The organism is Streptomyces sp. NBC_00286 (assembly GCF_036173125.1).
Lineage (GTDB): Bacteria > Actinomycetota > Actinomycetes > Streptomycetales > Streptomycetaceae > Streptomyces.
The window spans coordinates 966276-992631 of the sequence record NZ_CP108054.1 but is presented as its reverse complement, the minus strand read 5'-3'; the positions used below and the strand labels follow the sequence as shown (position 1 = coordinate 992631).

General features: G+C 68.9%; 30 protein-coding genes and 2 pseudogenes. 11 read left to right on the top strand and 21 right to left on the bottom strand.

Translation table 11 applies throughout. From position 1 onward, the window contains the following. Positions 1-178 precede the first annotated feature (178 nt). Complete coding sequence (locus OHT21_RS04675; RefSeq protein WP_328773955.1) at positions 179-1171, top strand: LacI family DNA-binding transcriptional regulator; 993 nt, start codon at positions 179-181, stop codon at positions 1169-1171. A 344-nt stretch (positions 1172-1515) separates the two neighbouring features. On the opposite strand, the gene OHT21_RS04670 is transcribed toward OHT21_RS04675, so the two are convergent. Beyond that, on the bottom strand, positions 1516-2196 hold the full coding sequence (locus tag OHT21_RS04670) for a hypothetical protein (protein ID WP_328766930.1): 681 nt from the start codon (positions 2194-2196) through the stop codon (positions 1516-1518). Between the two features lie 426 nt (positions 2197-2622). Here OHT21_RS04670 and OHT21_RS04665 point away from each other — a divergent pair, with 426 nt between their 5' ends. Then, a complete protein-coding gene (locus OHT21_RS04665) occupies positions 2623-3096 on the top strand; it encodes a hypothetical protein (protein WP_328766929.1) in 474 nt (157 codons plus the stop codon). 193 nt (positions 3097-3289) lie between these two features. Here the strand turns inward: OHT21_RS04665 and OHT21_RS04660 are convergent, their stop codons facing one another. After that, complete coding sequence (locus OHT21_RS04660) at positions 3290-3472, bottom strand: hypothetical protein (RefSeq protein ID WP_328766928.1); 183 nt, start codon at positions 3470-3472, stop codon at positions 3290-3292. 38 nt (positions 3473-3510) lie between these two features. Here OHT21_RS04660 and OHT21_RS04655 point away from each other — a divergent pair, with 38 nt between their 5' ends. Next, a complete protein-coding gene (locus OHT21_RS04655) occupies positions 3511-3675 on the top strand; it encodes a hypothetical protein (RefSeq protein ID WP_328766927.1) in 165 nt (54 codons plus the stop codon). A 170-nt stretch (positions 3676-3845) separates the two neighbouring features. Here the strand turns inward: OHT21_RS04655 and OHT21_RS04650 are convergent, their stop codons facing one another. Next, complete coding sequence (locus tag OHT21_RS04650) at positions 3846-4850, bottom strand: sugar ABC transporter substrate-binding protein (RefSeq protein WP_328766926.1); 1005 nt, start codon at positions 4848-4850, stop codon at positions 3846-3848. Between the two features lie 455 nt (positions 4851-5305). Between OHT21_RS04650 and OHT21_RS04645 the strand changes: the two genes are divergently transcribed. Further along, positions 5306-5719, top strand: a complete 414-nt coding sequence (locus OHT21_RS04645) for a DUF6069 family protein (protein ID WP_328766925.1) — start codon at positions 5306-5308, stop codon at positions 5717-5719. Positions 5720-5835: 116 nt separating this feature from the next. Here the strand turns inward: OHT21_RS04645 and OHT21_RS04640 are convergent, their stop codons facing one another. The 7 genes from OHT21_RS04640 to OHT21_RS04610 all read right to left on the bottom strand — a co-directional run bounded on the left by OHT21_RS04640 (position 5836) and on the right by OHT21_RS04610 (position 12978). Beyond that, the gene (locus OHT21_RS04640; RefSeq protein WP_328766924.1) at positions 5836-6588 is read right to left on the bottom strand and encodes an SDR family NAD(P)-dependent oxidoreductase; all 753 of its coding nucleotides are present in this window, start codon (positions 6586-6588) and stop codon (positions 5836-5838) included. Next, positions 6585-7556: a fumarylacetoacetate hydrolase family protein gene (locus OHT21_RS04635; protein WP_328766923.1), complete on the bottom strand. Its 972-nt coding sequence runs from the start codon at positions 7554-7556 to the stop codon at positions 6585-6587. The genes OHT21_RS04640 and OHT21_RS04635 overlap by 4 nt, the downstream gene beginning before the upstream one ends. Positions 7557-7671: 115 nt before the next feature. Continuing rightward, positions 7672-8610 (bottom strand): VOC family protein, encoded by a 939-nt coding sequence (locus OHT21_RS04630; RefSeq protein ID WP_328766921.1) that lies wholly within the window; start codon positions 8608-8610, stop codon positions 7672-7674. Between the two features lie 24 nt (positions 8611-8634). Next, positions 8635-9663 carry an amidohydrolase family protein gene (locus OHT21_RS04625; protein ID WP_328766920.1) on the bottom strand — a complete coding sequence of 343 codons (1029 nt, stop codon included), beginning with the start codon at positions 9661-9663 and terminating at the stop codon, positions 8635-8637. Next, positions 9660-10823, bottom strand: coding sequence for an FAD-dependent oxidoreductase (locus OHT21_RS04620; RefSeq protein WP_328766919.1), 1164 nt, complete (start codon positions 10821-10823; stop codon positions 9660-9662). Before OHT21_RS04620 ends, OHT21_RS04625 begins: the two co-directional genes overlap by 4 nt. A gap of 215 nt (positions 10824-11038) precedes the next feature. Then, on the bottom strand, positions 11039-12001 hold the full coding sequence (locus OHT21_RS04615; protein ID WP_328766918.1) for a cyclase family protein: 963 nt from the start codon (positions 11999-12001) through the stop codon (positions 11039-11041). Then, a complete protein-coding gene (locus OHT21_RS04610; RefSeq protein ID WP_328766917.1) occupies positions 11998-12978 on the bottom strand; it encodes a fumarylacetoacetate hydrolase family protein in 981 nt (326 codons plus the stop codon). The genes OHT21_RS04615 and OHT21_RS04610 overlap by 4 nt, the downstream gene beginning before the upstream one ends. Before the next feature lie 122 nt (positions 12979-13100). Between OHT21_RS04610 and OHT21_RS04605 the strand changes: the two genes are divergently transcribed. After that, complete coding sequence (locus OHT21_RS04605) at positions 13101-14042, top strand: LysR family transcriptional regulator (RefSeq protein ID WP_328766916.1); 942 nt, start codon at positions 13101-13103, stop codon at positions 14040-14042. A gap of 184 nt (positions 14043-14226) precedes the next feature. Here the strand turns inward: OHT21_RS04605 and OHT21_RS04600 are convergent, their stop codons facing one another. The 5 genes from OHT21_RS04600 to OHT21_RS04580 form a co-directional block, all read right to left on the bottom strand. Next, positions 14227-14925, bottom strand: coding sequence for an aminoglycoside phosphotransferase (locus OHT21_RS04600; protein WP_328766915.1), 699 nt, complete (start codon positions 14923-14925; stop codon positions 14227-14229). Positions 14926-15103: 178 nt separating this feature from the next. Next, a complete protein-coding gene (locus OHT21_RS04595) occupies positions 15104-15259 on the bottom strand; it encodes a hypothetical protein (RefSeq protein WP_328766914.1) in 156 nt (51 codons plus the stop codon). Between the two features lie 4 nt (positions 15260-15263). Further along, entirely contained in the window at positions 15264-16373 is a 1110-nt protein-coding gene (locus OHT21_RS04590; protein WP_328766913.1) for a radical SAM protein, read from the bottom strand. Between the two features lie 331 nt (positions 16374-16704). Continuing rightward, positions 16705-17079 carry a DUF6415 family natural product biosynthesis protein gene (locus OHT21_RS04585; RefSeq protein WP_328766912.1) on the bottom strand — a complete coding sequence of 125 codons (375 nt, stop codon included), beginning with the start codon at positions 17077-17079 and terminating at the stop codon, positions 16705-16707. Further along, complete coding sequence (locus OHT21_RS04580; protein WP_328766911.1) at positions 17076-17288, bottom strand: hypothetical protein; 213 nt, start codon at positions 17286-17288, stop codon at positions 17076-17078. Before OHT21_RS04580 ends, OHT21_RS04585 begins: the two co-directional genes overlap by 4 nt. A gap of 234 nt (positions 17289-17522) precedes the next feature. On the opposite strand from OHT21_RS04580, the gene OHT21_RS04575 reads away from it, so the two are divergent. The 4 genes from OHT21_RS04575 to OHT21_RS04560 are packed head-to-tail and all read left to right on the top strand — an operon-like array spanning position 17523 to position 19633. Further along, positions 17523-17774 carry a hypothetical protein gene (locus tag OHT21_RS04575; RefSeq protein WP_328766910.1) on the top strand — a complete coding sequence of 84 codons (252 nt, stop codon included), beginning with the start codon at positions 17523-17525 and terminating at the stop codon, positions 17772-17774. Beyond that, positions 17749-18264, top strand: a complete 516-nt coding sequence (locus OHT21_RS04570; RefSeq protein WP_328766909.1) for a DUF6879 family protein — start codon at positions 17749-17751, stop codon at positions 18262-18264. Before OHT21_RS04575 ends, OHT21_RS04570 begins: the two co-directional genes overlap by 26 nt. Positions 18265-18270: 6 nt before the next feature. Continuing rightward, complete coding sequence (locus OHT21_RS04565; protein ID WP_328766908.1) at positions 18271-19125, top strand: DUF5753 domain-containing protein; 855 nt, start codon at positions 18271-18273, stop codon at positions 19123-19125. A 28-nt stretch (positions 19126-19153) separates the two neighbouring features. Further along, complete coding sequence (locus tag OHT21_RS04560; protein WP_328766907.1) at positions 19154-19633, top strand: hypothetical protein; 480 nt, start codon at positions 19154-19156, stop codon at positions 19631-19633. 111 nt (positions 19634-19744) lie between these two features. On the opposite strand, the gene OHT21_RS04555 is transcribed toward OHT21_RS04560, so the two are convergent. Both OHT21_RS04555 and OHT21_RS04550 read right to left on the bottom strand, forming a co-directional pair. Further along, positions 19745-20125: a hypothetical protein gene (locus OHT21_RS04555; protein ID WP_328766905.1), complete on the bottom strand. Its 381-nt coding sequence runs from the start codon at positions 20123-20125 to the stop codon at positions 19745-19747. A 184-nt stretch (positions 20126-20309) separates the two neighbouring features. Next, positions 20310-20567: a hypothetical protein gene (locus tag OHT21_RS04550; protein WP_328766904.1), complete on the bottom strand. Its 258-nt coding sequence runs from the start codon at positions 20565-20567 to the stop codon at positions 20310-20312. A gap of 533 nt (positions 20568-21100) precedes the next feature. On the opposite strand from OHT21_RS04550, the gene OHT21_RS04545 reads away from it, so the two are divergent. Further along, positions 21101-22048: a ribosome-inactivating family protein gene (locus OHT21_RS04545; RefSeq protein ID WP_328766903.1), complete on the top strand. Its 948-nt coding sequence runs from the start codon at positions 21101-21103 to the stop codon at positions 22046-22048. 219 nt (positions 22049-22267) lie between these two features. Here the strand turns inward: OHT21_RS04545 and OHT21_RS04540 are convergent, their stop codons facing one another. Beyond that, on the bottom strand, positions 22268-23566 hold the full coding sequence (locus tag OHT21_RS04540) for an MFS transporter (protein WP_328766902.1): 1299 nt from the start codon (positions 23564-23566) through the stop codon (positions 22268-22270). 306 nt (positions 23567-23872) lie between these two features. Between OHT21_RS04540 and OHT21_RS04535 the strand changes: the two are divergent. Then, positions 23873-24190: pseudogene (locus tag OHT21_RS04535) on the top strand (LysR substrate-binding domain-containing protein); the annotation flags it as partial. Positions 24191-24389: 199 nt separating this feature from the next. Here OHT21_RS04535 and OHT21_RS04530 read toward each other — a convergent pair. The 3 genes and pseudogenes from OHT21_RS04530 to OHT21_RS04520 all read right to left on the bottom strand — a co-directional run. Continuing rightward, positions 24390-25211 (bottom strand): alpha/beta fold hydrolase, encoded by an 822-nt coding sequence (locus tag OHT21_RS04530; protein WP_328766901.1) that lies wholly within the window; start codon positions 25209-25211, stop codon positions 24390-24392. 172 nt (positions 25212-25383) lie between these two features. After that, on the bottom strand, positions 25384-25671 hold the full coding sequence (locus OHT21_RS04525; RefSeq protein ID WP_328766900.1) for a LysR substrate-binding domain-containing protein: 288 nt from the start codon (positions 25669-25671) through the stop codon (positions 25384-25386). A 94-nt stretch (positions 25672-25765) separates the two neighbouring features. Then, a pseudogene (locus OHT21_RS04520) lies at positions 25766-26299 on the bottom strand (LysR family transcriptional regulator); the annotation flags it as partial. Positions 26300-26356 lie beyond the last annotated feature (57 nt).

Genomic DNA, 26356 nt, shown 5'->3' with positions numbered 1-26356 from the left:
GGCCAGCGGAAAAGCTCAACTGACGCGCTCTACTAGCGCGCGCTAGTGCGAGTACGATGACCCCTGTCCAAATGTCATGTCAATAGCTTGTTGCCGGGAGATTTCCGGGCTGCCCGTAAAGTGGGCGCGTCGAAGGGTAGGTCAACAGGTGAGCGGACCGGGCAAACAGCGGCCCACGATGGTGGACGTCGCCGAGAAGGCGGGCGTATCCAGGGCGCTCGTCTCGATCATCTTCCGCGACCAGCCGGGAGCGAGCCAGGAAACCCGCGAGCGCGTCTTGCGCGTCGCCGACGAGATCGGCTACCGCCCCGACAACGCCGCGCGGCTGCTGGCCCGCGGCCGCAGCCGCACACTCGGCGTGATGTTCACCGTCCACCAGACCTTCCAGGCCGACCTGGTCGAAGGCATCTACCCCGAGGCCGAGCGACTCGGCTACGAGGTGCTGCTCTCCGCCACCAGCCAGGCCAGGAGCGAGGTGAAAGCCGTCGAGGCCCTGCTCAGCCATCGCTGCGAGGCGGTCATCCTGCTGGGCCCCGACATGGCAGCCGCGGACCTCGACGCCCTCGGCCACCGCACCGTCGCCGTCTCGGTCGGCCGCCGGGTGCCCCAGACCCGCGTCGACAGCGTGCACACCGCCGAGGGCAAGGGCGTACGGCAGGCCATGGACCACCTCTACGAACTGGGGCACCGCCGGATCGTGCACATCGACGGTGGCCGGGGCCCCGGCTCGGCCGAGCGGCGCCGCGCCTACCGCGCCGCGATGCGCCGCCACGGCCTGCAGGCCGACCTGCGCGTGATCCCCGGTGACCACACCGAGGAATCCGGCATCGAGACCGGCCGCCTGCTACTCGCGGAACGCGACCGCGGACAGCCGCTGCCCACGGCGGTCCTCGCCGGGAACGACCGGTGCGCGATGGGCCTGCTCATGGCGCTGACCCGGGCCGGTGTCGAGGTTCCCGGCGACCTGTCCGTCGTCGGCTACGACGACAGCCATCTGTCCCACCTGATGCCGATCGGCCTGACCACCGTCCGCCAGGACTCGCTCCTGATGGCCGAGTACGCGGTCCGGTTCGCTGTGGAACGCCTGGAGGACGGGGAGTTGGAGCCGCGCGAAGCGGTCATCGACCCGAAACTGGTGGTCCGGGGAACGAGCGGGCCGGCCCCGGAGTAGGGGCCGGCCTTGAAGGCTCGGTGAGGCCGAAACGGCCCGTTGAGCGTAGCCTCACCGACCCGCGCGAACAGAGGCTCCCGCAACGTGCGGGATCACTCTTCACGGCCGATGCTGGTGATCGCAGCGGCCCCAGTGTGGTTGAGGTTCGTGCCGAGGGCGGTACTGCTCTGCGGACTCAACGACCTTGAGCCGAGCGTGCCGTGGGACTGCTTGCGTGTGCCCTGTCAGGGCCAGACGAGCGGTGTGCGTCATGGATCGCTTCGGGCTAGCTGCGCCACGGGTGGAGAGCTGCGGCGAGGCGCATGAGGTCGCCACAGCAGCGTGAGCACGCGGCATACGCTCTTTCACCGGTCGTCGTTTCCGGTCTTCTCGCTCGGCAGGAAGGTCTGGCGTGCCCAAAGACTCAGCAGCACCATTCCGCCGACCAACAGCGGTACCGGGTCGCGGGCAAGAGGAGCCAACACATATCCCAGCGCCGTTACCGTGCAGACGGTCAGGGGAACGAACGCCGCGGCACCCTGTATCCCCACCCACAGGGCGGGTCGACCAGTGCCCAGGACGTTCACTCCGCCGTCCGCCCAAGGGCTGGCAGCGATCACCAGCAGTCCCGCGGTGCCGCAGGCGTCGGCCAGCTGAGAAGGCATCACCTCGGCGGAATACGGGACGGCCGACCACAGTCGTACGGTGTCGCCGATCAGCGTGAGGGTCAGCCCGACGACCGCTACTCCCACAGTGGCCCGCTGATCGTGCCGCACGCGACAGCACAAGGCGAACAGAAAGCCGAGGAACACGACTTCAGCGGCCCAAAGGACGCCGACCATCCCCTTCTCCAGCCTCCAACCGACACCAACCGCCCGCAGCAGTACCCATCCCGTCATGAACACGGAGCCGGCCGTGACGACCCCGTCGAGCACGCGCCGCAGCCACAAGTGCCGACCTGCACCGGAATCGGCCGTGACCACCAGACCGGCCATTCCCAGGCCTACCGCCACCGTCACTCCGGTGACCACCAGCGGACCGAGCAACGGTCGCGCATCCAGCGCCCACGCCGGAGGGTGGGCCGACAACACGGTAACCGCGGCCCGGTACGCACCCCCGGCCGCGGCAGATCCCGCGAACAGCAGCAGACGCTTTCGTACACGCCCTCTCGCTCCCCAAGCACGGAGCATCAGGGAGGCCGTCAACACCCAGCAGGCGACGGACGGCCCGAATGCCCTCATCTGCGCCGCCAGACTCTCGGCTGCCCACCAACCGGCGGCGGTCAGCGCTGTTGCGGCGAGACATGCCACGCCGACCGCGCGCCCGACCCCTGCTCCGCTCGAACGGCCTGAACGGGCCCGGGTCTTGAGTACGTCCGGTGATTTCCCCAACCCCAACATCAGGTGCGCCTTTCAACCGGCGCCCGCCCGCAGGACCTCACCTACAGCCGCCGGATCCATTTGCAAACCGTAATGGGCTCACCATCAGTACCGAACGAAAGCGTCGGCTGTTCACCCGTACTGCTGAAGGCCACGGCCTCCTGCGAGACGGGCAAGAAGCCGACCGTGAAGGCCACGCCGGCGGACAACGTGACCGTCCTCGGCAAGCCGGTGCCTGTGAACGGGCCCGGTGACCAGCACCTCGAGGTGCCCGGAGTCGGCACCGTCGACCTCGTCCTGGAGAACGCGACCACGACGGACAGCACCGGGGCCGCCATCGCGTTTCGGCTCAAGTACACAGTGACTCCGGCCAAGTTGGGCGTGGTGAAGGCATCCGGAGAGATCGTGCCCGCCGAGGCCACCTGCGCGATGCCGGACGGCTCCGGCGCCGCCCATGAGGGTTCGGCCAGTGACGGTTCGAGCGGTCACGGGTCCGATGGTGACGGATCCGGCAGTGGCGTGGCTGTGTACCTGATGCGCCGCCGCCGCACGACTCCGAACAACTGACGCGGGACCGGTCGCGGGCGGCGCTCCCGCTCGCGACCGGGGCCGGACCTCGTCGAAGCCCATCGCTGCCCGGAACCTGCAGCTGCGATGGGCTTCGGCCTGCGCCAGGAGCCACGATCGCTCGCGCCGTCGCCGATGCACGTCCGCCGGAGTATGTTCCGCTACCGCGCACATCCAACCGCTCGGGAGCCGGCTATCGGCGCGGGAGCGATCGCGGCAGCCCGAACGATGGGAGCACACCGGTCTCGAAGTGGGTCATGGCGCAGATCCGGCCGCCGGTGAGGGTGAGGACGATGAGGCCGGTTTCGTGGCGGATGCCGGTAGGGGCGTGCAAGTAGGCCCCGAACGCCGGTTGACCGTTGGCGCGGGTCGGCACGAGGTCGAACCTTCGGCCCGCGCCGAAGATGCCGGCGCATGACCGGGGAACAGTGGCAGGAGTTGCTCGCCGGCAGGACCCACCCGCGACGGCTCATGACGCTCGCGGAGATGGCTGACGTTGCGGTCTTCATGGCGTCCGACAAGGCGAGTGGGATGACGGGAACTACCGTCAATCTGACCATGGGCAGCCTGGACGACTAGCGGCCGGCTGGTCTCGGCCACATGTGCCGAGGTTCTCACGCTCTGCGCGTCGACCACGGCCGCAGCCGGTTCGGGGCTGCGGCCGTGGGCTCGGCGGGTCTTGTACGTCACTAGAACATCCCAGAACACCAACTACCTAGGTCAGATGCCTTCTTCGGCCAGGGACCATGTCAACGGGTGCCCTTTTCGGCGAACTTGGCGATGGCGTCCACGTTCTCCTCGGTGACGAAGGCCGGACCGGTCAGAACCGGCGCGGTGCCGCCGCCGCTGAAGTTGCCGTTGTTCTCGTACAGCCAGATGCCGTCCACCGCGAGGTAACCCTGCAGGTAGGGCTGCTGATCGACGGCGAACTGGACGTCGCCCTCCTTGACGGCGTTCACCAGGTCCTTGTTGAGGTCGAAGGTAGCGACCTTGGCCTTGCTGCCCGCGTCCGCCACGGACTGGACGGCGGTCAGCGCGAACGGGGCGCCGAGCGTGACGACCTCGTCGATGGACGAGTCCTGCTTGAGCTTGGCGGTGATCGTCGACTTCACGGACGGCATGTCGGCACCGTTGACGTAAAGGTTCTCGGTCTTGCCCTGGAACGCCTTCTTCAAGCCCGCACAACGAGCCTCCAGGGCGACATGACCCTGCTCCTGAACCACACACAGCGCGTTCTTCGCGCCGATCTCGTTGAGGCGCTCACCGAAGGCCTGGCCGGCGATGTTCTCGTCCTGCCCGAAGTACTCGAGCATGCCGAGCTCTTTCCAGTTGTCCAGGCCGGAGTTGAAGCCGACCACCGGGATACCGGCCGCCTTGGCCTTGGCCACCACGTCCTTCATGGCGTCCGGCTTGGCCGCGGTGAGCGCGATGCCGTCGACCTTCTGGTCGATCGCGTTCTGCACCAGGTTGGCCTGGTCGGCGGCGTTGGGGTTGCTGGAGTAGACGAGCTTGACGTTGTCCTTGGCCGCGGCGGCCTGGGCGCCCTTACGGATCAGGTCCCAGAAGGTGTCGCCGGGAGCCGCGTGGGTGATCATGGCCACGGTCATACGGGGCGTGCTCGCCTTGCCCGCCGCGGCCTCCGCGCCGCCTTCCTCCGACTCCTTGCCGCCGGAGCTGCTGGAGCAGCCGGCGGCGAGCAGGGTGCCGATGAGGACGGTGGTGGTCAGAGCCGCGGCTCGATGGTGTCTGTGCATGTCCCTTGCACCTCACTGTGCGGTCGGGGAGTGGATACGGGAAACAGGGGAGTGGATACGGGAAGCAAGGGCCTGCCTCGAAGCGCTTCAGGAACCCCGGATCGAAGTGCTCCAGGGGCTCCGGAGCGCAGCACGCCCGGCCCAGGACGTGGGTGTGTCGTGGGAGAGGGCTCGCGAGGCGGCGGAACCGTTGTCGGTTGTCCGTGGCGGTCGCATGGGTGCGACCACCTCGCCTTCCGTGACTAGAGCGCATCATTAGCGCGCTCTAGTGTTTGGTAACTATGGGGCTGGCCCCTGGTGCTGTCAACAGGTTTGTCCGGATGTCCCGACAGAGGTCAGCGGGAGAGATTTCCCGGCGGTCTTGAAGTTTCAATCACCTTCCGGGAGGCTTTGGTTTGAAATTGAAACACCCCCTCGGAACTCTCCCTCTCCCTCTCCCCGTCCCTGGAGTTGCCTTGTCCGTTACCCCTGAGGTAGCCGTCGCCCGCCGTGGACCGCTCGTCATCGCCGGAGGTGTGCTCGCCGCGATCGTCGTGGCCTCGCTGGCCGACGCGGTGCTTGCCCTCCTTGCCCTGGCCGTGGGCGCGCCCGACGACTTCCAGCCGCTCATGCCGGGCTCGTACATCTTCCTGACAACGGTCGGCGTGGTGGCCGGGGCCATCGGCTGGGCCATCATCCGCAAGGTGTCGAAGGACCCCGAAGCGCTGATGCGATGGCTGGTGCCGACCGTCGTCGCGCTCTCCTTCGTGCCCGACTTCCTGCTCTTCGGCGAAGGCGGAGTGGCCGGCGTCGTGGCCTTGCTGCTGATGCACGTCGTGGTAGCGGTGGTCGCGGTGTTCGCCTACCGCAAGGTGATGCCCCTGTCGTAGAGAACTGTCGACGAGCACGCGCAAGGCATCGGGCGGGCAGGGGCTGTGATCCCCTGCCCGCCCAACTCGTCCATGACTTAAGCGACTTGTACGCGTCTGCCTTACGCCGCTGCCGTTCAGCTGCCCTCACGCAGGGCGTCCGAGATCGACTTGGCGCCGCCGTGCGCGGTGAGGCCTCCGTCGACGGGGATCTCGGCGCCGGTGATGAACGCGGAGTCGTCGGAGAGGAGGAAGGTGACGAGCGGGGTGATGTCGTCGACGGTGCCGGTGCGGCCGAGCGGCGTCTCGCGCAGGTTCGCCTCGCGGAACGGGGGCGCGGCGGAGGCCGTCATCGCGGTCTCGATGAAGCCCGGGTGGATGGTGTTCACGCGGATGCCGCGCGGCCCCAGTTCCATGGCGGCGGTCTTCGACAGGCCGCGCAGCGCCCACTTGCTGGCCGTGTACGCGACCGGATAGTGAGCGGTCAGCGCCGCCGTCGAACCGACGTTCACGATCGACGCGCCCGCGCGCATCAACGGCACCAGGTGCTGGATGCCAAGCAGTGGGCCGGTGACGTTGACCGCGTGGACCCGGGCCATGTCCTCGGGCCGTACCTCGTCGATCCGGGCCCTCCACGTGACGCCCGCGTTGTTGACCAGGCCGTGCACCTGCCCGTACGACTCCTTCAGCTCGGCGGCGAGATCGGCCCAGTCCCGCTCGCTGGTGACCTCGAGGCGGTGGCAGCCGGGTGTCTCGGTCGCGTCGGTGGCGATCACCCGGGCGCCCTCGAGGGCCAGTGCCTCCGCCTCCGCGGCACCCTGGCCGCCGGCCGCACCGGTGACGACCACGACCTTGCCGAGCAGCCGCAGGGTACGGACGTCGGAGGTCATGGTCGCTCCCGGGGGCGGCGCCGGGCGACCGGAACGGGCACTGGCTCCGGGCCGGTCACCACGGTGTTGGAGACGGAGCCGAGGCCCTCCACGGTGAGCGTGACCGTGTCGCCCGGCTTCAGCGGCGGCGGGTCCTGCCTGCCTCGTACGCCCCACAGCTCGGCGAGACAACCGCCGTTGCCGCACGTGCCCGAGCCGAGAACGTCGCCGGGGCGGACGACCGTGCCCCGCGAGGCGTACGCGACCATCTCCTCGAAGGTCCAACTCATGTTGGACAGCAGGTCCTGGCCGACCACCTCGCCGTCGATCTCGGCTGTCAGCGCCAGCCGCAGGAAACCGTCCGCGTCGCGGTACTTCTCCAACTCGTCGGCGGTGACCAGGTACGGGCCGAGCGTGGTGGCCGTGTCCTTGCCCTTGCACGGGCCGAGGCTGACCTGCATCTCGCGGAACTGCAGGTCGCGAGCCGACCAGTCGTTGAAGACCGTGTAGCCGATGATGTGGTCGCGGGCCTGCTCGGGAGAAAGATCCCGCCCCTCCCGTCCGATGACGGCGGCGACCTCCAGCTCGAAGTCGAGGACTTCGCTGCCCGGCGGCACCGGGATGTCGTCGTGGGCGCCGATGACGGCGTACGGGTTGGTGAAGTAGAACGTCGGGGCGTCGTACCAGGCTTCGGGCGCCCCGCCGACGCCGTCCACGGACCGCCGTACGCCTTCGACGTGCTCCTCGAAGGTGACGAAGTCCCGCACGGTGGGCGGCTGAAGCGGTGGCAGCAGCCGTACGTCGGACACATGTGGGCCCGGCGGGGCGTCGAGCGTGGCGGCGCCGGCGCGCAGCAGCGCGTCGAGTCCGTCGCCGGAGCGGATCAGCTCCGTGAGCGAGCGCGCCCCGGGAATCGGGTGGAGGGTGCCGTCCTCCTTCACGACGGCGACCCGGCGCTGGTGTCGATGTTCATAGGTGGCGAAACGCATGCACGGCTCCAGGCTCGGACGGTCTTCGAAAGCGGTGGAAAGCGGGGACGCGGTGAGAGAGCCAGGCGGTTGACAGGGCCAACAGGGTCACCGCGTCCCCGGGTTCCGAGGGGGATCAGACCGGTGGGGCGACGAAGCAGCCGCGGTCGACGTCGTTGAAGGACTCCTTGGCGATCAGTTCGTTCATGGGGTTGGCGGTGCCCCATTGGTCGGTGACCTCGGGCTGGGAGAAGTCGTAGACGTGGGGGTGCCAGGTGTCCTCGTCCAGCAGCTCCAGCTCCGTCGTGTACTCGACGGTGTTGCCGTGCGGGTCGAGGAAGTAGGTGAAGGTGTTGTCGCCCGCCATGTGCCGGCCAGGGCCCCAGATCTTCTTGAACCCGGCCCGGATCACGCGGCCGGAGCCGCGCATGTACTCGTCCAGGCCGCGCATCTCGAACGAGACGTGGTGCAGGGAGGTGTGCGGGCCTTTGGCGATGGCCATGGAGTGGTGCTGGTTGCTGATCCGCATGAAGTGCATGACGTCACCGGCGTACGGCGAGCTCAGTGTGTCGGAGTGGCGGAAGCCGAGGTGACGCTCGTACCACTCACGGGTCTTGTCGAGGTCCGGCGAGTTGAGGACGACGTGCGACAGCTTGACCGGGATGGCCTCCTTCTCCTCGATCTTCCGGTGCTGCCGTACGTCCACATCGGTGGACACTTCGAGAGGGCGGCCGTCGATGTCGAAGAAGCGGAAGCCGTAGCCGCCTCCAGGTGTGTCGATCTTGCCCGGCTGGGAGATCAACTGCACGCCATCCGCGAGGAGTTGCTCGGCGAGGGTGTCCACGTCCTCTGCGGAGCCGGCGCCGTACGAGACCAGGTCGAGGCGCTTCTCGTCGGCCTTGCGCAGCCGTACGACGTACTGTTCGGGGCTGCCCTCGGCGGCGAGGAAGGAGATCCCGGAGTCCTCGGCGACCTTGGTCAGGCCCCAGACGCCGGCGTAGAAGTCGAGCTGCTTGTCGTAGTCGGGCACGGCGAGGTCGACGTGCCGGAGATGGGTGAGCAGGCGGTTGCTCATGGGGGTTCCTCCTCAGGCTCAGGCTCAGGCGAGGTCGAGCAGGGCGGCAGCGTTTCCGCCGCGGATGGCGTGGAAGTCGTGGTCGGGCAGGTCCGCGGCGCGCAGCGCGCCCAGCGGGTCCTCGGTGCCCATGTCGAAGGGGAAGTCGGAGCCGAGCAGGACCCGCTCCGGCCCTGCGGCGCGTATCAACTCCCGCAGTACGTACGGGTCGTGGACGAGGGAGTCGAAGTACAGCCGGTTCAGATAGCTGCTCGGCGGGTGGGCGCAGTCCCGGGCGTCGGGGCGGGCCCGCCAGGCGTGGTCGGAGCGGCCGATGTGGGTGGGGAGGTAGCCGCCGCCGTGCGCCGCGATCAGCTTCAGGTCCGGATGGCGGTCCAGTACGCCGGAGAAGATCAGGTGGGAGAGGGCGACGGCGTTCTCGGTGGGCTGGCCGACGGTGTTGGACAGGTACCACTGGTCCAGGCGCTCGTCGAGCGTGCAGCCGAACGGATGCAGGAAGACCAGGGCACCGGTCTCCTCCGCGCGCACCCAGAAGGGCGCGAGCCGCGGGTCGGAGAGTTCCACCGCTCGTGTCCCGCCCGGCCCCGGCGCGTGCGAGGAGATCTCCACGCCCTTCAGTCCCTCTTCCAGGGCGTGGTCGAGCAGAGCGGTCGCGAGGTGGGGGTGCTGGAGCGGGATCAGCCCGAGGCCGTGCAGCCGGTCGGGGGCCTTGGTGCAGTGTGCGGCGGTGCCCTCGTTGGCCAACCGGCATAGCCGCTCGGCCAGTTGGGGCTCGGCCCAGTAGTGGTAGTGGGACGGCGAGGGGCTCACCAGCTGCACGTCCACGCCGGCCGCGTCCATGGCCGCCAGGCGCGCGGCCACGTCCGTCAGCCTCGGCACGCGCGCGCCCACCATGGGACCGTTCACGGCGAGGGCCGCCGGCCCGTTGCGGCGGGCGTCGAGGTCGCGGGCTTCGGCGAGGCCCGGGTGACCGGCGACGGTCTCCTCGACCTCCGGGAGCAGCAGGTGGGCGTGGACGTCGATCGTCGGAGCCGACGACGGGGGCCGGGTCACGGGCGTTCCTTCAGCGCGCTCAGGGTGCGGCCGATCAGCCCGGGTACGTCCGCGTCGCGCACCCCGTCGAGCAGCCACTGGGCGAGCTGGACGGAGGCGTCGACGACCATGCGCACACGGGGCAGCCGTCTCGCGTGGTAGTCGGTGAGGAGCTTCTCGTCCCAGGAGTCCCGGCCGGTCAGCAGCTTGGCGAGGACCTGGGCGTCCTCCAGGGACATCGCGGCGCCCTGGGCGAAGGTGGGCGGGCAGGCGTGGGCGGCGTCCCCGATGAGCACGACCCGGCCGCGGTGCCACGGGCCCTCCACCAAATGCCGGTCGAACCACGTGTAGTTGACGGCCTTGGGGTCGGTGAACGCGGCGCGGAGCTCCTCCCACACGCCGCCGTACCCCTCGCTGAGCGCCCGCATCTCGTCGGCGTACGCGTCCGGGTCCAGCGAGGCCCGGTCGCGGGCCGGTTCGACGAGGTACGTGTAGACCGTGTCCTCGCTGGTCGGGCAGTACCCGGCGATGAAACAGCGGCCGCCGTAGATCATCTCAGTGCGGCGGACACCGGCTGGACGGGGCGCGGGGGCACGCCAGATGCCCATGCCGGTGGGCTGGGGTTCGTCGGTGATGCCGATCATGGAGCGGGTGGCGGAGTGCAGCCCGTCGGCGCCGACCACCAGGTCGTACCGCCGGCTCGTGCCGTCCGAGAAGGTCACGTCCACGCCCTCGCCGTCCTGCTGGAAGGCGGTGGCCGTGGTGCCCAGACGGACATCGGCGCCCGAGGCGCGCACCTGGTCGATGAGGAGCTGCTGAAGCCTGGGCCGCTGCATACCGATGTGGGCGGGCAAGTCATCGCCGCCGGTGCGGAGTTCGTCGTGGGCGTGCAGCACGGTGCCGTCGGGCGCGAGGACCGCGAGGCCGTCGGCGGCGTAACCGTCCTTCTCGATCCCTTCCAGGACCCCGACCTCGCGCAGCACGCGCAGCGCGTTGCCCTGAAGGGTGATTCCGGAGCCGGCGGAGGCCTTCCAGTCGGGGCTCGCCTCGACGAGGTCGACGGCGATCCCGGCCCGGCGCAGCAGGACGGTCAGGGCGTTTCCGGAGGTGCCTCCGCCGATGACCAGGACGATGGGGGCGCCCCCAGCCGGAGGCGGGGGGAGGGTGAAGCTGTCAGCCATGTCGGGGATACCTCCCGGGGTCGGGCCGCGCGGCTTCGGGCGGCCGGGGTGGGGCTGTCGCACGCCGATCGCTCCGCTGAGAGTGCTGAGAGTGCGGTACGAAAGCTGCGGGCTGTCTGTGGCTGGTCGCGCTGTTCCCCGCGCCCCTTCGGGGCGCCGGGTATCGCGCCGGACTTCGGCGGGTCCGCTCGGTGCGGGTCCGGCGACTGCGGGGGCTACTTCACCGCCATGGGATTGACCGGGGAGCCGACGGCGCCGGTAATGGGCAGGGGAGCGGCGGTGAGCCAGAACTCGTACACGCCGTCGTCGGCGCAGTCCGCGGCGAGGGCATCGAGGTCCCACATCTCGCCGACCAGCAAGCCCATGTTGGGGATGACGACCTGGTGCAGCGGCTGGAAGGCGTTGTCGAACTCGTTCGGCCGTACCTCGAAACCCCAGGTGTCGGTGGCGATCGCGGCGATCTCGGTACGGTGCAGCCAGCCGGCGGTGGTGAACGACAGGCCGGGCGCGGGGCCGCCCGCGTAGTCGCCCCATCCGTCACGCCGGGCGCGGGCGAGGCGCCCGGTGCGGACGAGCACGATGTCGCCGCGGCCGACGCTCACGCCGTGGGCCTCGGCGGTCGCGGTCAGATGCTCCTCGGTGATCGCGAAACCGTCGGGCAGCTCACCGTCCCCGCCCACGACGCGGCCCACGTCCAGCAGTACGCCGCGACCGGCTACGTACGGGGCCATGTGCTCGATGCCGGTGACCAGGTCGCCGGCGGAGGTGACGACCTTCTCGGCGTCGCGTCCGTTCCACGCCTTGCCGTGGTCGAAGATGTGCCCGAGACCGTCCCACTGGGTGGAGCACTGCAGCGGCATCGCGATCACGTCGTCCGCGCCGCCGATACCGTGCGGGAAGCCCTGGTTGCCGAGGGCGGCGTCGGTGCCGGTGTCGAGCATGGTGTGCACCGGGTTGGTCCGCCGGCGCCAGCCCTTCTGCGGGCCGTTCATGTCGAACCGCTGCGAGAGGGAGAAGCTGATGCCTCGTCGGACGAGGGCGGCGCCCTCGCGCCGCTTGGCCTCGTCGAGGAAGTTGAGGGTGCCGAGCACGTCCTCCTCGCCCCAACGTCCCCAGTTGGAGTACGCCTTGGCGGCCTCGGCGATCGCGCCCTCGGGGTCGTGCCGGTCCAGGCTCATGACGTCTCCGCCACACAGCGGGTGCGCTGCACACCCAGACCGGTGATCGAACCCTCCATGACATCGCCGTCGCGCAGCAGCCGCCCCCAGTGGATGCCGTTACCTGCCGGGCTGCCGGTCAACACCAGGTCGCCGGGCAGGAGTTGGGCCGACTGTGAGATGTACGAGACCAGCCGCGCGACGCCGAAGAGCATGTCCTTGGTCGACTCGTCCTGCATGGTCTCGCCGTTCAGTTTCAGCGTGACCCGCAGGTCACCCGGGTCGGCGATGGACTCGGCGGGCACGATCCAGGGCCCGAGCGGGGTGAATCCGGGGGCGTTCTTGCAGCGCAGCCAGTCGGTGCCGATGGCGGGCATGTCCCGGCGGAAGACGGTGGCACGGTCGGTGAGGTCGTTGGCGATCGTGTAGCCGACGACGTACGCCAGGGCCTCCTCGACCGGCACCTGGTGGGCGGGCTTGCCGATGACGGCCGCCAACTCCAGCTCCCAGTCCGGCTGTTCGGCCCAGGAAGGCAGCACAACATCGTCGTACGGACCGGTGATCGCGCTCGGCAGCCCGATGAACGCGTACGGCAGGTCTTCGGCCGCCCGCCGGTCCATGATCGCGGCGATCTCGGCGCGGGCCTCCTCGAGGGTGCGCGGATCGCCGGGGGAGCGGTGGGCGACCTCCAGGTCGATCACGTGCTGCCGGTAGTTGGCACCGGACTGGAAGATCTGCCGTGGCTCCAGCGGGGCGTGCACCCGCAGGCCGTCCAGCGGCCGCCAGTCGAGCGTGTCGTCGTCCGCCAGGGAGTGCAGGACGGGGAGGGTCTCCTCCCACCGTTCCAGTACGGCTCGCATGCCGGAAGGCGCCCAGTCCAGGGCCCTGCTCAGGTCAATGACTCGGCCGTTGGCCAGGAGACCGGGGAACGGCACATCGTCCGGAGCGGAGAACGTGCCGAGCGCGAACGGGCCGGCAGGTTGCGCGAGCGTTGCCATCTAATTTCCTCCCTGCTGGGTTGCGGTCTACTGTGACCCCCATCCGCGAATCACGGAAATCAATCCTGTGGATGTGCCCAATCCATGCAGTGGATGGCTCTCAGTCGCATAGGCGGTGCCCGGTGAACCTGTCCCGACTCGACCTCAACCTGGTCCTCGCCCTGCGCGCGCTGCTCGAGGAGCGCAACGTCACCCGGGCCGGCGAGCGCGTCGGACTGAGCCAGCCCGCGATGAGCGCGGCGCTGTCCCGGCTGCGCCGCCACTTCGACGACGAACTGCTCGCCCGCACCGGCAACAGCTACGAGCTGACACCGCTCGGTGTGGCCCTGCGGGACCGCAGCGCCACCGCGTGCGACCTGCTGGAGCGCGTCTTCTCCAGCCAGGCCGACTTCGACCCGGCCGTGGAGACCCGGGAGTTCACCCTGCTCGCCGCCGACTACGGCACGGCCGTGTTCGGCGCCGCGCTCGCCCGCGCCCTGCACCAGGAGGCACCCAGCATCCGGCTCACCTTCCAGCACCCGGCACCCTCCGTCGAGGAGAACACCGCCGCCCTGCTGAGCACCGTCGACGGACTGCTGATGCCGCACGGCGTCATCGCCGGCTTCCCCTACGTCGACCTCCACCAGGACCGCTGGCTGTGCATGGTCGCCGACGACCACCCCGAGGTCGGCGACGCACTGACCCTCGACCAACTGGCCCGCCTGCCCTGGGCCGTCTACCAGCGCCCCTACGACGCCCCGGCCGCCCGCCAGCTCAGCATGCTCGGCATCAGCCCCCGTGTGGAGGTGTCCGTGCAGACCTTCCAGCTACTGCCCCACATGGTCGAGGGCACCCGCCGTATCGCGATGATCCAGGAGCGCCTGGCCCGCAAGGCGGTCCGCTCCGCCGCCGTACGGGTCCTGCCCTGCCCCTTCGAGGCCGTACCGGTGCAGGAGGCGATGTGGTGGCACCCGGTGCACACCCAGGACGCGGCCCACATCTGGCTGCGGCAGAAGGCGACGGAGGTGGGCGCGACGCTGACGGGCCACGACTCCGACGACGGATCGGCCCGCGCGTCGGGCTGAGCAAGGCCGGGCTCGACAAGGCCCTCGCCGAGCTCAAGGAGGATCTCGGCGCCACGAGCCTCTTCCAGCTCGACATGCAGTGGGGTCAAGCTCAGCGGGCAGAGGCCGATGTCGCCTGAGCCATGAGGAAGGGCCCCGATCCCTCAGCTTGGGGGGCGGGGCCGCCGCCTGCGTGAGGGCGTGACTACGGTCGGGCCGACCAGTAGGTGAGCCAGTCGTGCGCGTGGCGCGCCATGCTCTTCTTCCATGGCTGAGGATCACTGCGGGCGATCTCATCCCACAGGCGCGCATTCGCCTCAGAGAAGGCCCTCACGGCGGGGCGCGGGGCAGCCTGCCAGGACGGGATCTGTCGGGCGCGTGCGTCGGCGGCGGGGGCGGAGTGTCCGGCGTTCATGAGGCGCAGGATGAGGACGGCTGGGTCGATCCATGCCGCGCCGCGGGTTGGCCATGCCCAGTCGATGATGTGGGCGCGGTCCGTGATCAAGATGTTGTCCCACGCGAAGTCGGTGTGGAGCAACGTGTCGCCGGCCAGTTGCTCGACGCAGTCCGGGCTTGCGTAGTGGGACCAGCGCTGTTCGGCTCGCTTGATGGGCAGGTCGGGGCACGGCGTGTGCTGGAGTTCGACCAGGGCGTCAGTGATCAGCGGTAGGTCGAGTGAGCCGGGGGTGTAGTCGGCGTGGTGTCCCTCGATGCGCTCGTATCCGAGGAGGTCCCATCCCTCTGTCTGAACGCGCCAGAGCAGCCGGGGCGAGGCAGCGGGCAAATGGGGATTGATGGCGGCCTCTAGCTCTTGGTGGCGCGCTTGAGGGTGATCGGTGGGGATGCCCTTGACGAACAGCGTCGCATCGTGGGTCCGCAGTGTGGCGGCGATTCCACTGTTCATTCCTGCCGTGGCTGTCGATGCTTCCAGCACTGCGCCCGTGTGCCGTTCGACAGCGGCGCGCGTGCTGGCCGGTAGGTCGTGCCAATGGATGCGGGGCATAGGCATGTTCTGTTCCTCGGCTCAATGGCGGGGCCGCCCCGACCCTACGCGGATCGAGGCGGCCCGTGGTGCGCGTGCTCTAGTACGGCTGGTCGTCGCCGGCGCTGCATGAACACATGACCGTCTCGACGAGTTCGTCGAGGTCGTCGACGAACTGGACCTCGTCCTCGGCGAGCGGGCGCGTGGTGATGGCGACGGGGACCGGCTTGCTGACGGTGGCGGTGGCTGGTGCCATGGCGTTACCTCCCTCCGTGCTGGCAGTAGGTGTTTAGTGGGGCCTTCGCTTCCTGGTAGAGCTTGGCCAGCGGTCGGCATGTCCAGCAGGTGCCGGAGAGCTGACAGCCGGAGCAGCCACCGGTGCGAAGCATCAGGGAATCGGCGATGTCGCCGAGTCGGCGCAGTCCCTCGACGCCTTCCTCGATGAGCCGGATGTTGGGTTCTCGGCCGACTTTGCATATCGAGGCGACGCCGAACGGGTCGGCGTGGAAGAACGTGTGTCCGGCGTTGCAGCCGGTGAAGGGCTTCCGTTGGCGTAGGAAGTCCTCGGCCTGCGTGGGCAGCGGTTCGCCGCTCCCGTCGATGGTGGGCGACATGTTGGTGTACGTCTGGTGCGGGAAGCCGTACCGGTCGGCGAGGGCGCGCATGTCGTCGACCTCGTGCGCATTCGTCGACGAGACGATCAGGTTCAGACGTACGGGTAGTGCGGCTTCGCGGGCGGCGGCGAGGCCGCGGGTAAAGCGGTCGAACGCGCCGCGGTTGCGGGTGAATCCGTCGTACGTCTCGGCGGTGGCGCCGTAGACACTGAGCGTGATCCGGTAGGGGCGTCGTTCGGTGAGGCAATCGAGGATGAGGGGTTTCGCGAGCTGCGAGCCGTTCGACGAGATCGCGACCATCATCCCGAGGTCGTGCGCGTGAGCGTAGACGGCCGGGAAGTGCCGATCGATGAGGGGCTCGCCGCCGGTGATCTGAAGCCAGAGGACTCCGGCATCGCGCATGATCTCCAGTAGCTGCGCCTTGTGCTCCCAACTGAGCCCTTCGAACTTCTTCTGTCCGAGGTAGCAGTGTGGGCAGTCGTAGTCACACCCCTTGTTGATCTCGTAAGAGGCGCGGGCGTAGCCGTAGGCAGAGGGCGAGCGTACGAGGATTGCCTCGACCGCGGGCCGGTGGGCGAGGTCGAGCCCCCACCTGCGGTGAGCGGCCTCGACCAACCAGGCCGGCACGTCGTCGCCGTTGTCCGCGGCCTGGCTCACCTCCAGATAGCGGGTAGTCGGGATCTTGATCCCTGCGGCGTGGCTAGGGCGAACGAGCAGGTAGTCATTCAGGAACGGGCTTGCGATCAGATCGTGCACAGTTCCTCCAGCAGTTCAGGACGGACGGTGCGCGCGGCCAGCCCTCGGAACACCGACGGGGCGAGCCGCGGCGCCCTGCGCTTCTTCGCGGTCTGTTGCTTCGTCATCGCTGGTACTTCCATCAGAGATTGGGCCGCGCGGCGCGTAGCGTCTGGATCCGGGCGAGCAGGACGAGTGGGCGCGGGTCAGGCTGGACGAGGTGCGCGTGCTCGTCGTGCGCCCATACCTCCCAGCCAGGACCGGAGTTGCCCGGCTCGTACGCGACGGGCTTCCCTGGCGCCTCGTCGTTGATCAGACCGCCGCAATAGCGGCAAAAGGTGCAGCGTCGCGCTCACGCGTGACCACCACCCAGGTTCTGGTAGTGGTCGCAGAGGGCGTTGACCACGCGGGACAGGCGCCGGGCATACGCGATGCCCTTGCTCAGTCCGGGGCCCGGCTTCAGGTCGAGCTTCATTCGTGCCTCGCCGACGCAGGCGAGCGCGCAGTAGTGGGCGACGTGGACCCGCGAACTGGCTGCCTGCTCGACTTCCGGCACGAGAACGTTGATGTGCCCGCGCAACTGGAGGGTGAGGGTGGCCAGTTCCTCGGAGGTCGCAGGCTCGGCGTTTTCGGCGAGGACACCTCGCGCGGCGGCGCGCATCAGCTCGATGTCAGGCGGGGGCTGTACCTGGACTTGCTCCACTGTGAAGCGGCGGGGTGCCTTCACCGGTCAGCACCCGCCTTGCGGTGCAAGGGGCAGGCGCACGCGGGGAACTCGTGGCCGTTGTCGCCCAGCGGCGGAAGCTGCCCCAGACCGTACGGGACAGCCACGGTGGTGCGGGGCTCGCTCGCGACTCCGTCAATGCCGACCGTGTAGACCCGGATAGTCATCTTGGCTCGTTCGCGCGCCAGCGTCGGAGTTGTAGCGTGCGTCATGTCGTCGCTCCCTCGAAGCGTCGGCCCCGCCCCGGGAGGTGACCGCCTCGCCGGGGTTTCGTCGTATCCACCGACGCTAGGAAGCCGCTCACCGCCCCGGCTACAAAGTTGCACGGAATTACATGGAAGTTAGAGGCGCCTGGTCATGGCCGACATGCGCTCTTGACCATGTGACCTATGAGCACGACAGTGATGTAAATCGCTGCAACCGACTAGCGCGGGAGGCACGCCACCATGAACATTCACTTCGTCGGGATCGACCCCGAGACAGACGAGGACGGATGCCCCACAGTCTGGGTAGACACCAGCACGGACGACCTGCTGATCCAGAGCTATCAAGCAGACGACGAGACGACTGCGATGTGCGACGAGCTGTCCCCGGCCCGGGCGCCGATCCCACCCGGTGAGACCGTCATCAGGATTCCGAAGCGAATGATCCCGATCATCAGGAAGGCGTGCGATGAGCTCGATCCCGGAGTTCGCTGAACTCCTCGCCGACACCGGACAGTCGGCCGTCCACTTGGAGATGCGGGACGCGTACTACAGCAATCCCCGCTTCGAGGCCTGGCAGCAAGGCGGGCGCGTCGACTGGGACGACCGCGCCTCCTGGTGGCGGCCCTTCCACCAGGACATCGCCGACGCCGTCGCCCGCGGTGTAACCGTGCGCCGCGCCCGCATCGTGTCCGAGCCGGTCACCGACTACATCGCCTGGGAGCACTACCAAACCCGCGCCAACGTCGAGGCCGGCGAACAGGTCCGCTGGCTTCCCCGGCACCGCGCCTGGGACCTGCTCCTGCCGGGCAGCGACCTGTGGATCTTCGACGGGCGGCTGATGCGCGTCCATCACTTCTCCGGTGACGGCGAGTGGATCAGCAAGGAACTCTGCGACGACCTGGCCGTGGTCGAGCAGCATGCTGCAGCGTTCGAACGCATCTGGGAGCGGGCCACCCCACACGACCAGTACGAGGTCAAGTGACCGGCCATGTCCACGTTCCCCACGTCCAGCGTGCAGGAAGCGCGCGCAGCTCTCGCGGCCCGGCTGCGGGAGCTGCGCCTGGACGCCGGCATCACCGGGAAGCAGCTCGCTCGGCTCTGCGACTGGTCCGTGGCCAAGTCCTCAAGGATCGAGAACGCCGTCACCGCCCCGTCCGACGCAGACATCCGGGCCTGGTGTACGGCCTGCGGCGCCGAGGGCCAGGCGGCCGACCTCATCGCGGCCAACCGGCAAGCCGACTCCATGTATCTCCAGTGGAAGCGGCTCCAGCGCACGGGCATGAAGCAGCTGGCGGAGACGTCCGCCAAGCTGTACGAGCGCACCCGCCTGTTCCGCGTGTACGCCTCCCACGTCGTGCCCGGTTACCTGCAGACGCCTGGCTACGCGACGGCGCTCATGGGCACGATCGCGGGCTTCCGCGGCACCCCGGACGATGTGAGCGAAGCGGTCGAGGTACGCATGCGTCGCGCCCGGGTCATCCACGAAGGCGACCACCGCTTCGCGACGCTGATCGAGGAGAACGTCCTCAACCACCGGATCGGCGACCAGGACGTGATGGCCGGCCAGCTAGGCAACCTCCTCGCCGCGATGACCCTGCCGTCCATGTCGCTCGGCATCATCCCGGCTGCGGCCGCGCGGGAGGGGACCATGTGGCCGCTCGAACAGTTCACGGTCTTCGATGACACTCGCATCCACGTGGAGCTGCTCGCTGCGAAGGTGACCGTCACGGCCCCCAGCGAACTCGACATCTACCTGCGGGCGTTCGCCCGGCTCACGGAGCTCGCCGTGTACGGGGCCGACGCGCGGGCCCTGATCGTGAAGGCCATCGACGCACTGCGATGACTGGGGCACAGGGCCTACCCTCCCGGGCATGACCGCCGCCGCTGTGACCCTCGCCTCGATCGCCGCCACCCTGGAGATCTGGGGCATCTGGTGGACCATCGTCGACATCCGACGGGCCAGGAACCGCCTTGCTGCGTACTTGGGGCGCCCTCGGCGCGTGTACGCCTCCGGGACGATGGTCGTGGAAGCAGCGTTCAGGATCACCGCGACAGGACCGCAGCAGACGCTTGAGCAGCGCATCGAAGCGCTGGAGACGTGTCGGCACAGCCTGGCCGAGGAACTCCACCGCAGCGACAAGAAGTTGTACGGGCGGCTGGTGGAGCGCTTCCAGCGCGAACTCAGTGCCTCGGAGAAGAGCCTCGACTACAAGCTGGAAGGGGTGCGGGAATTCGTAGCCGGCGATGGGCAATCACACTGGGTTCTGGCCTACCGGGGACCGATCGTCCTGGGCGTCGGGGTGGTGGTCGGCCTGGCGGCGAACATCGTCTCCAGCCTGCCGTCCTCGTGAGGCCGCAAGTAACGTCCAACCGCATTAGGGCTGCGGTGTGTTGACTGTGACCTGCACGTTTGCGTAGGGGATGGCACTCGTATGGCATGCGGGGGTCCTGCTGCTGGCACCTCAGCCGTCGTTGTTGCAGGGGTCCCAGGGAGAGGCGAGCGGAGTGCCAGCAGCACAGCCGTCGGGATACGCCGTGATCCAGTCATCCTCATCGGTGTCGGGTAGAGCCGCCGACGGCCGTTCCGATGGGATGGCGGGCGCCTCTGTCGTGGAGGCGGGGGTCGTCGTCCAGTGGTCGAGGTAGCCGTGTTCCTCACCGCAGTGGTTCCACGGCGGAGAGAGGACGGTCCCGTCCTTACACACGGCGGTGTAGCCATGCTGGGACTCGGGGTCCTCCGGGCCGACGACGAACGTGTAGGCGAAGCTGATGACGAGCGCGACGGCGAAGAGGACAAGGCCGACGAGCTTCAGCCCGACGATGGCCTTGATGACGGTCTCCATGGCGCATCTTCTCCTTCAGCGGTGCCGCCGCCATAGATTCGCCGCCACACGTTGTGCGCCCGCCAGCCGAGACGCAGGGAGGGAGGCGCGGCGGGGGAGGCCGTTCCCACATGAGTAGCCTGCCGTGGCGAAGCCCTCCCGCCGGATGTGGTTCGGCAGGGGGCTTCCTGCTGTGCGGGTGCGCTTACTGCTCCCGCTGTTCCGTTCGGTTGAGGCCGTGGGCGATCTCCTGGAGGATCTCCTGCTCCGGCTTCCCAGTCATGCGGGACAGTTGGGCCAGAAGCAGGGCGCACAGGGCTGTCGCGCCGTCAGCGACCTGATCGAGGCTCCCATCGGACGCGCGACGCTGGGCCATGTACTGCGTCATGAGGTCGTTGCCGGAGGTGTAGGCGGTCATGGCCTCGATGCCGAGGCGTACGCGGTCGTAATCGTTCGCTGCCATCGCGCCACCGTAGTAGCACCCACAGGATTCCCGCCGCTCCGGGAGTAGAGGTGCGGGCGTTGCATCGAGTTGGTTCTGGCAGCGGCACTCTCCGGCTGGTCGCCAGGCGACAGACTCCGCCCCCACCGACGAGTGATCTGGCGGAGGGTACGACCAAGGCTGGAGAAGGAACCGAGAGCTCGGTGGCCCTGGAGAAGGAGCCCGAGTTCGCGCGTACGAATTCGTGATCCGCCTCCTGTTCTTCGCGCCCCCGACGGCAGTCGTCGACTGCTGTTACAGGTCCGTCGGCCGGGGCGAGAGGAGCTGTTCAGGTCAGATCCCGGCCTCTCGATACTGGCGGGTTGGGATATTTGCCTCTGTCGGGGCTCCGGCTCCTTGGCCAAGACTTTGCCGAACGGCGCGGGGCACCAAGCGACCCGCACGTCCGATCGCTCTCCGGGCTGCTCCGCGGTGCTGAGCGCCGACGTCCCCGAAGACGTCCCCGAAGACGTCCATGACTCGTCCACAAATCGTCGCAGGAAGTGAGCTTTGGCATGCCCATGAAAGAAACGTCCCCTGTCGAGCGGGTCGGCGGCCCGGGTCACAAACGCCGTTCCCGCTGGCTGACCAGGAAGTTCATGGTCCTCTTCCTCGCCGTTGCCACCCTGCTGGGTGGTGCGGCCGTGGTGGTCCCGCAGTTCCAGGAGAAGGCCAGCGCCATCGATGACGGCAACGACATCACCTGGGACATCAGTGGCGGCCAACAGGCGTACGACGACATGATCCAAGCCGTACGCCAGCGGGCGACCGGCGGCAGGGTGCTGCGGGAAGGGGTGCTGCAGACCGACCCCAGTCTGGACACCTCCCCCAGGAATCTCTTCGCCATCGACCTGCGGGCCAGTGACCTGCCCGAGAGTTCGGACGGCAACAACGTCCGCCTGATCGTGCGGGCGCGGGACCTGTTCATCATCGGCTACCAGGTCAGGGATGGAAGGGGGAGCGCTTCGCCCATCTACTTCGAGGGCGACGACCCCGACCCCAACTCGGCGGTGCCTTCCGGCACCTTCGGCTTCACGGGCAACTACAGGGACCTGGAGTCGCGCGGCGGCCAGTCGCGGGACAATATGAGGCTCAATCAGCAGGTGGTGAACAATGCGTACGAGAACCTGCGGGGGAACGCCAACGTGAACACGGCAGCCCGGTCGATCATGGTGTTCGTCATGATGATCTCGGAAGGCGCGAGGTTCGAGCCGCTGCGCCAGGACTTCAGGGAGGCCTTCGGCTCCAACGGCGCAGGTGAGACGGTCGTCAACGTTGCCGACGCGGAGCTGATGAACAGCTGGGGCGAGGCATCGCGGCAGTTCGCCGACAGCCTCAACAACGGGACACCCATCAACTTCGAGATCGACGACCCCGCAACACCGAGTATCGACTTCGGCGCGAACACGCTGTCGTCGATGGCCGCGATCCTCGCCATCTGCCTTCTGCAGAACAGTCAGTGACGCGCGGGATCAGGATGCCGGCGGGAACGTCGGTGTGCGAGTCGACAGACGTGGAGATCCGCGCCCAACAACGTCCGCCTGAAGCTCAAGCGGCTGGTCGAGCGCGCTGCCATGGTCGAGACCGAGCCGGGGTTGTTCACCCAGCCCCGGCCATTACCTCCATCTGCGGGACGGGGCCAGGGCATCGTCGTCGGTGCCCGGCCCGCCAGCCCCGGGGCCTCAGGCCGGCTGCTTCGGCAGCGGCCGGGGATGCGCGGCGCCCGCGCGGCGCACGGCACCCCACAGCCCTGCCGCGACGACCGCGGCAGCCGCACCGAGCAGGCCCACCGCGCCCGCGAGACCGCCGACTGCCGGCTCCAGGGCGAGCAGCACCAGCGGGCAGACGAACGCGCCGCCGAAGAAGGCCGACGTCCACAGCCCCGTACCGCGGCCGCGGTCCTCGTAGGCCAGGCGGGACATGGCACTGGTGAGGAGGGCGGGCAGCAGCATGCCCGTTCCCAGACAGTTGACCACCGCCCCGACGACCAGCAGGGGGGCGCTGTCTGCGAGGAACATCACCCCGAAACCGGCGCCACAGACCGCGAAGACCGCGGGCAGCGCCACGTCCGGGGAGCGCTTCAGCCGGGCGAACACGAGTGCTCCGGCCACGGTGGCGGCACTCGCGATCGCCGTGGCCAGACCGATGACGCCGGGATCCTCCACACCGAGGTCGTCGAGCAGGTACGCCATCTCCACCGGGACCGTGTAGAAGACCATCGCTCCGAAGAAGGTGAGGGCGCAGATCCCCGCCAGCGGCCGCCAGGGGAACGGACGACCGGGCATGGCCACGGCCGGGGCCTCGTAGGTGGCGGGCATGGCCACGGCTGGGGCCTCGTCGGTGGCCGCGCGGGCCGCCGGGTTGGGCAGAACGACGGCCATCAGCGGGGCGATCACCAGGCTCACGGCGTAGATCCAGAAGGGCACGCGCCAGCCCGCCGAGCCGACGGCGCCGCCGACCACGAAGAAGGCGGTGGCCGACGCGGAGGTGCACACGGCCTGCAGCGCCAGGTACTTCACCCGTTGCCGGCCGCTGTAGTAGTCGCCGATCAGGGTGGTGCAGCAGGTCATGATGGCGGCCTCGGCGACACCGACCAGGGCACGGCTGGCGATGATCGCGCCCAGCGAGTCCAGCCAAAGCGGCGCCGTACCGAACACGGCGTACAGGACGGTCGCCACGACCAGCAGCCGCTTACGGCCGAGCCGGTCCACGATCACCCCGGCGAACGGGGCCAGCAGCGCCAGCGACAGCGCCGGAACGGTCAGCGCAAGGGGCACCAACGCCTTCGCCCCCGGCGTCGAGGCGAAGTGCTCCTGCATCCTCGGCAGCACCGGGGCGATCAGCACCGCACCCAGGACCGGCAGGCAACTGCCCGCCATCAGCAAGATCAGGCGCAGCAGATGCGCCGGGCCCGAGGTGGCGACGGGCGACGGAGCGGTGTCGTCCACCGCGGCGGGGGACAGGGGCACGGAACCGGGCATGGCGACTCCAGGGGACTGTGTACGGGAGCGGGCATGCCGTCACAGGCGCCGACGACGACGCACGGCATGCCGCGGAACACCGGGGAAGACCACACACCGGGCGCTGATCCGGACAGCGGTGTGCGGGTGGCACGACTATGGGCCGTACGTCACCCCGCCGCCATCCTCCGCACGATCCGAATCCCGTATCCGCGTCATCCACGCCATGAATGAGGGATGAACGGGCTCAGGAACAAAGCCGCCCCTTGCTCCGCATAGCGGCGCGCACGCGCTCCTCCGCCAGAAACGGCCGGCGCACTCTCACTCACCCGCCTGTGCGCGGCGGCCGGCTTCGAGGCCGCGGTCGCCTTCCGTAGCAACAACTACGACGTCGTACGGGAGTTGGTGTCCACCGGCCTCAGAGTGGCGATCATGCCGGGCCTCGGCCACTCACCCGGCGACCCGTCCGGCGACATGGTGGAGGCGACCCGACTCGCCCAGCGCTCGGCCTTCCGCCACGTACTGGCCCTGCACCGCAGCGAGAACACCAACCCGCTGCTCGGCACGATGATCCGCTCGCTGCGAAGTGCCGTACCGGTGGGGGAGCCGTACGTACATCCGGCGCAGGACGAACAGCCGACCTAGGGCTCACGGCGGGGCCGGGCCGGTGTCCCTGGCCGGGCCCGGCCCCGCCGCAATGCGGCCGACCAGCCGGCTATTTCGCGGACACCTGCGCGACCGGCGGCTCGGGCTCCTCCGTGTTGGTCATCTCGGCCACTCCCTCGCAGCCGCAGCCTGACCAACCCGGCGAACCCGTGCGGTTTCACAACTGGCCCTCCGTGTACTACGGCCGGCCTGCTGTCTGAAGGAACCGGGTCACTGCATCCACGAAGTCCTGCGGGTGGGTCACGTGAGGGATGTGCCCGGCCCCTTCGAATGTGTGCATCCGTGCCTGCGGCAAGGCCTCGGCGATCCGGGTGGCAATGGTGGCGAACCACGGCGGGCTGTCGGTGCCCCTGGTCACCAGCGCGGGCTCGGTGAAACGCGACAGGGCCGTGAGGTCCAGCATCGCCCAGTCGGGATCCTGCTGTTCGTCGAGGAAGGTGGGCGCATTACGCAGAAACGTCTCACGCATCTGTTCCGGGAGCTGCTCCCAGGCGCCAGGTCCGAGGGCGACCTCTTCCATGAACTGGCGGGCTCCGGCCTGCGTCTCGCCCGCGCGCAGGTGGGCGAGGACAGAGTCGATTTTCCGGTCGGTGGCGTCCATGAGTGGCCGGAAATCCTGCTCTCCAGCGACGATGCCCGTCAGCGGCGGCTCGTGGGCGATCAGGCCCCGGAAGAGTTCAGGGCGTCGGATGGCCAGCCCCAGAACGATCGACGCACCGAAGGAGGTTCCCGCGACATACGCCGGCGCGAATCCCAGCTCCTCCATCAGCGCGCCCAGGTCGTCCTCGTCCTCGGTGCGAGAGCCCTGCCCCGGCGGGCGCTCACTCTGGCTGTGGCCGCGCCGGTCGTAGACGAGTACCCGGTACTGCTCGGCCAGGTCATGCAAGACCGGTTCCCAGTTGTGGTGATCGCCCCAGGAGCCGTGCACCAGCACCAGCGGATCGCCGGCGCCGACCGTCTCATAGAAGAGGCCGACGCCGTTCACACGAACATGTGCCATACCAGTCCTCCTTGCTTACCGCACCCCGCGGCCCTGGACCGCTCTGCCATTTAGCCAGCTCATGACCCGGTTGGCATCCCGGCCGCAGAAGGGACGGGGCCGGACGGCGTACGACACGGCGCATCGCCGAAACCCTCCAGCCCAACCCCGGTGAACACATGCGGTCACAGCACTAAACCGCTCCGGGCGGCAGCCGGTCCGCCGAGGCCCGCAGCACATCGACGAGGGCTGCCACCGTCGGCCGATGCTCGGCGAAGGACAGGAAAACCACCACGATGTGACGCTCCATCACCTCCTCCAGCTCCAGCACATCGATACGGGACGGCCGCAGCCGCAGCATCAGATCCGTCACCACACTCACGCCGACCCCGCCCTCGACCAGGGCGAGGGTGGCGGCCGTGTCCGTCACCTCGTGCAGCACCTGCGGTTCGAAACCGGCCCGGCGGCACGCGGTGAGCACAGCCCGGCCGTAGTAGCTGCCTCACCGACGGCAGGATCCATCTCCGTTCCCTGGTGTCCGCGAGGGAGATTCTGCGCCGCCCCGGCATCGCCCCGGCGGGAACCGCGAGCGAGAAGCGCTCCCGGGACAGCTCCGTCACCCGCAGGGACGGATCGCGCGGGATCGGTACGTCCGGATAGTCCAGCCCCAGCGCAAGATCGACCGCTCCGCCGGCGACAGCGTCGTACACCTCGTCCACGTCCATGTCCCGGCTGCGCACGGTCACGCCCGGATGCAGTGCGCGTACCTGCTGCAGGGCGGGCGGCAGGATCTCGGCGGCGGCCGTCGCGAAGAGCCCGATCCGTAGCGTCCCGGAGACCTCGTTGCGGGTGCGCTCCAGCGCTTCGACGGCCTCGGCCTCCGTGGTGAGGATGCGTTCGGCGTGCAGGGCCAACGTCGCCCCGGCGTCGGTGAGTTCGACCCGGCGCCCCACCCGCCGCAGCAGCTCCATGCCGGTGGCCTTCTCCAGCGCGGCGATCTGCTGCGAGACCCCGCCGGGGGTGTAGCCCAGGGCCTCCGCGACCGCGGTGATGGTGCCGCGCCTGGTCAGTTCCACCAGCGAACGCAGCTGTGCACTCGGCCAGTCCATTCAGTGATCGTAAAAGATCAGAAGCATTAACCGTTGATAGACGTCAACGGTTGGGTT

Excerpts from the sequence above, each read along its gene's own strand:
- OHT21_RS04675 (WP_328773955.1), top strand. The coding sequence starts at position 179 with ATGGTGGACGTCGCCGAGAAGGCGGGCGTATCCAGGGCGCTCGTCTCG.
- OHT21_RS04665 (WP_328766929.1), top strand. The coding sequence starts at position 2,623 with ATGGGCTCACCATCAGTACCGAACGAAAGCGTCGGCTGTTCACCCGTA.
- OHT21_RS04655 (WP_328766927.1), top strand. The coding sequence starts at position 3,511 with ATGACCGGGGAACAGTGGCAGGAGTTGCTCGCCGGCAGGACCCACCCG.
- OHT21_RS04650 (WP_328766926.1), bottom strand. The coding sequence starts at position 4,850 with ATGCACAGACACCATCGAGCCGCGGCTCTGACCACCACCGTCCTCATC.
- OHT21_RS04640 (WP_328766924.1), bottom strand. The coding sequence starts at position 6,588 with ATGACCTCCGACGTCCGTACCCTGCGGCTGCTCGGCAAGGTCGTGGTC.
- OHT21_RS04635 (WP_328766923.1), bottom strand. The coding sequence starts at position 7,556 with ATGCGTTTCGCCACCTATGAACATCGACACCAGCGCCGGGTCGCCGTC.
- OHT21_RS04630 (WP_328766921.1), bottom strand. The coding sequence starts at position 8,610 with ATGAGCAACCGCCTGCTCACCCATCTCCGGCACGTCGACCTCGCCGTG.
- OHT21_RS04620 (WP_328766919.1), bottom strand. The coding sequence starts at position 10,823 with ATGGCTGACAGCTTCACCCTCCCCCCGCCTCCGGCTGGGGGCGCCCCC.
- OHT21_RS04615 (WP_328766918.1), bottom strand. The coding sequence starts at position 12,001 with ATGAGCCTGGACCGGCACGACCCCGAGGGCGCGATCGCCGAGGCCGCC.
- OHT21_RS04610 (WP_328766917.1), bottom strand. The coding sequence starts at position 12,978 with ATGGCAACGCTCGCGCAACCTGCCGGCCCGTTCGCGCTCGGCACGTTC.
- OHT21_RS04600 (WP_328766915.1), bottom strand. The coding sequence starts at position 14,925 with ATGAACAGTGGAATCGCCGCCACACTGCGGACCCACGATGCGACGCTG.
- OHT21_RS04595 (WP_328766914.1), bottom strand. The coding sequence starts at position 15,259 with ATGGCACCAGCCACCGCCACCGTCAGCAAGCCGGTCCCCGTCGCCATC.
- OHT21_RS04580 (WP_328766911.1), bottom strand. The coding sequence starts at position 17,288 with ATGACGCACGCTACAACTCCGACGCTGGCGCGCGAACGAGCCAAGATG.
- OHT21_RS04575 (WP_328766910.1), top strand. The coding sequence starts at position 17,523 with ATGAACATTCACTTCGTCGGGATCGACCCCGAGACAGACGAGGACGGA.
- OHT21_RS04570 (WP_328766909.1), top strand. The coding sequence starts at position 17,749 with ATGAGCTCGATCCCGGAGTTCGCTGAACTCCTCGCCGACACCGGACAG.
- OHT21_RS04565 (WP_328766908.1), top strand. The coding sequence starts at position 18,271 with ATGTCCACGTTCCCCACGTCCAGCGTGCAGGAAGCGCGCGCAGCTCTC.
- OHT21_RS04560 (WP_328766907.1), top strand. The coding sequence starts at position 19,154 with ATGACCGCCGCCGCTGTGACCCTCGCCTCGATCGCCGCCACCCTGGAG.
- OHT21_RS04555 (WP_328766905.1), bottom strand. The coding sequence starts at position 20,125 with ATGGAGACCGTCATCAAGGCCATCGTCGGGCTGAAGCTCGTCGGCCTT.
- OHT21_RS04550 (WP_328766904.1), bottom strand. The coding sequence starts at position 20,567 with ATGGCAGCGAACGATTACGACCGCGTACGCCTCGGCATCGAGGCCATG.
- OHT21_RS04545 (WP_328766903.1), top strand. The coding sequence starts at position 21,101 with ATGCCCATGAAAGAAACGTCCCCTGTCGAGCGGGTCGGCGGCCCGGGT.
- OHT21_RS04540 (WP_328766902.1), bottom strand. The coding sequence starts at position 23,566 with ATGCCCGGTTCCGTGCCCCTGTCCCCCGCCGCGGTGGACGACACCGCT.
- OHT21_RS04530 (WP_328766901.1), bottom strand. The coding sequence starts at position 25,211 with ATGGCACATGTTCGTGTGAACGGCGTCGGCCTCTTCTATGAGACGGTC.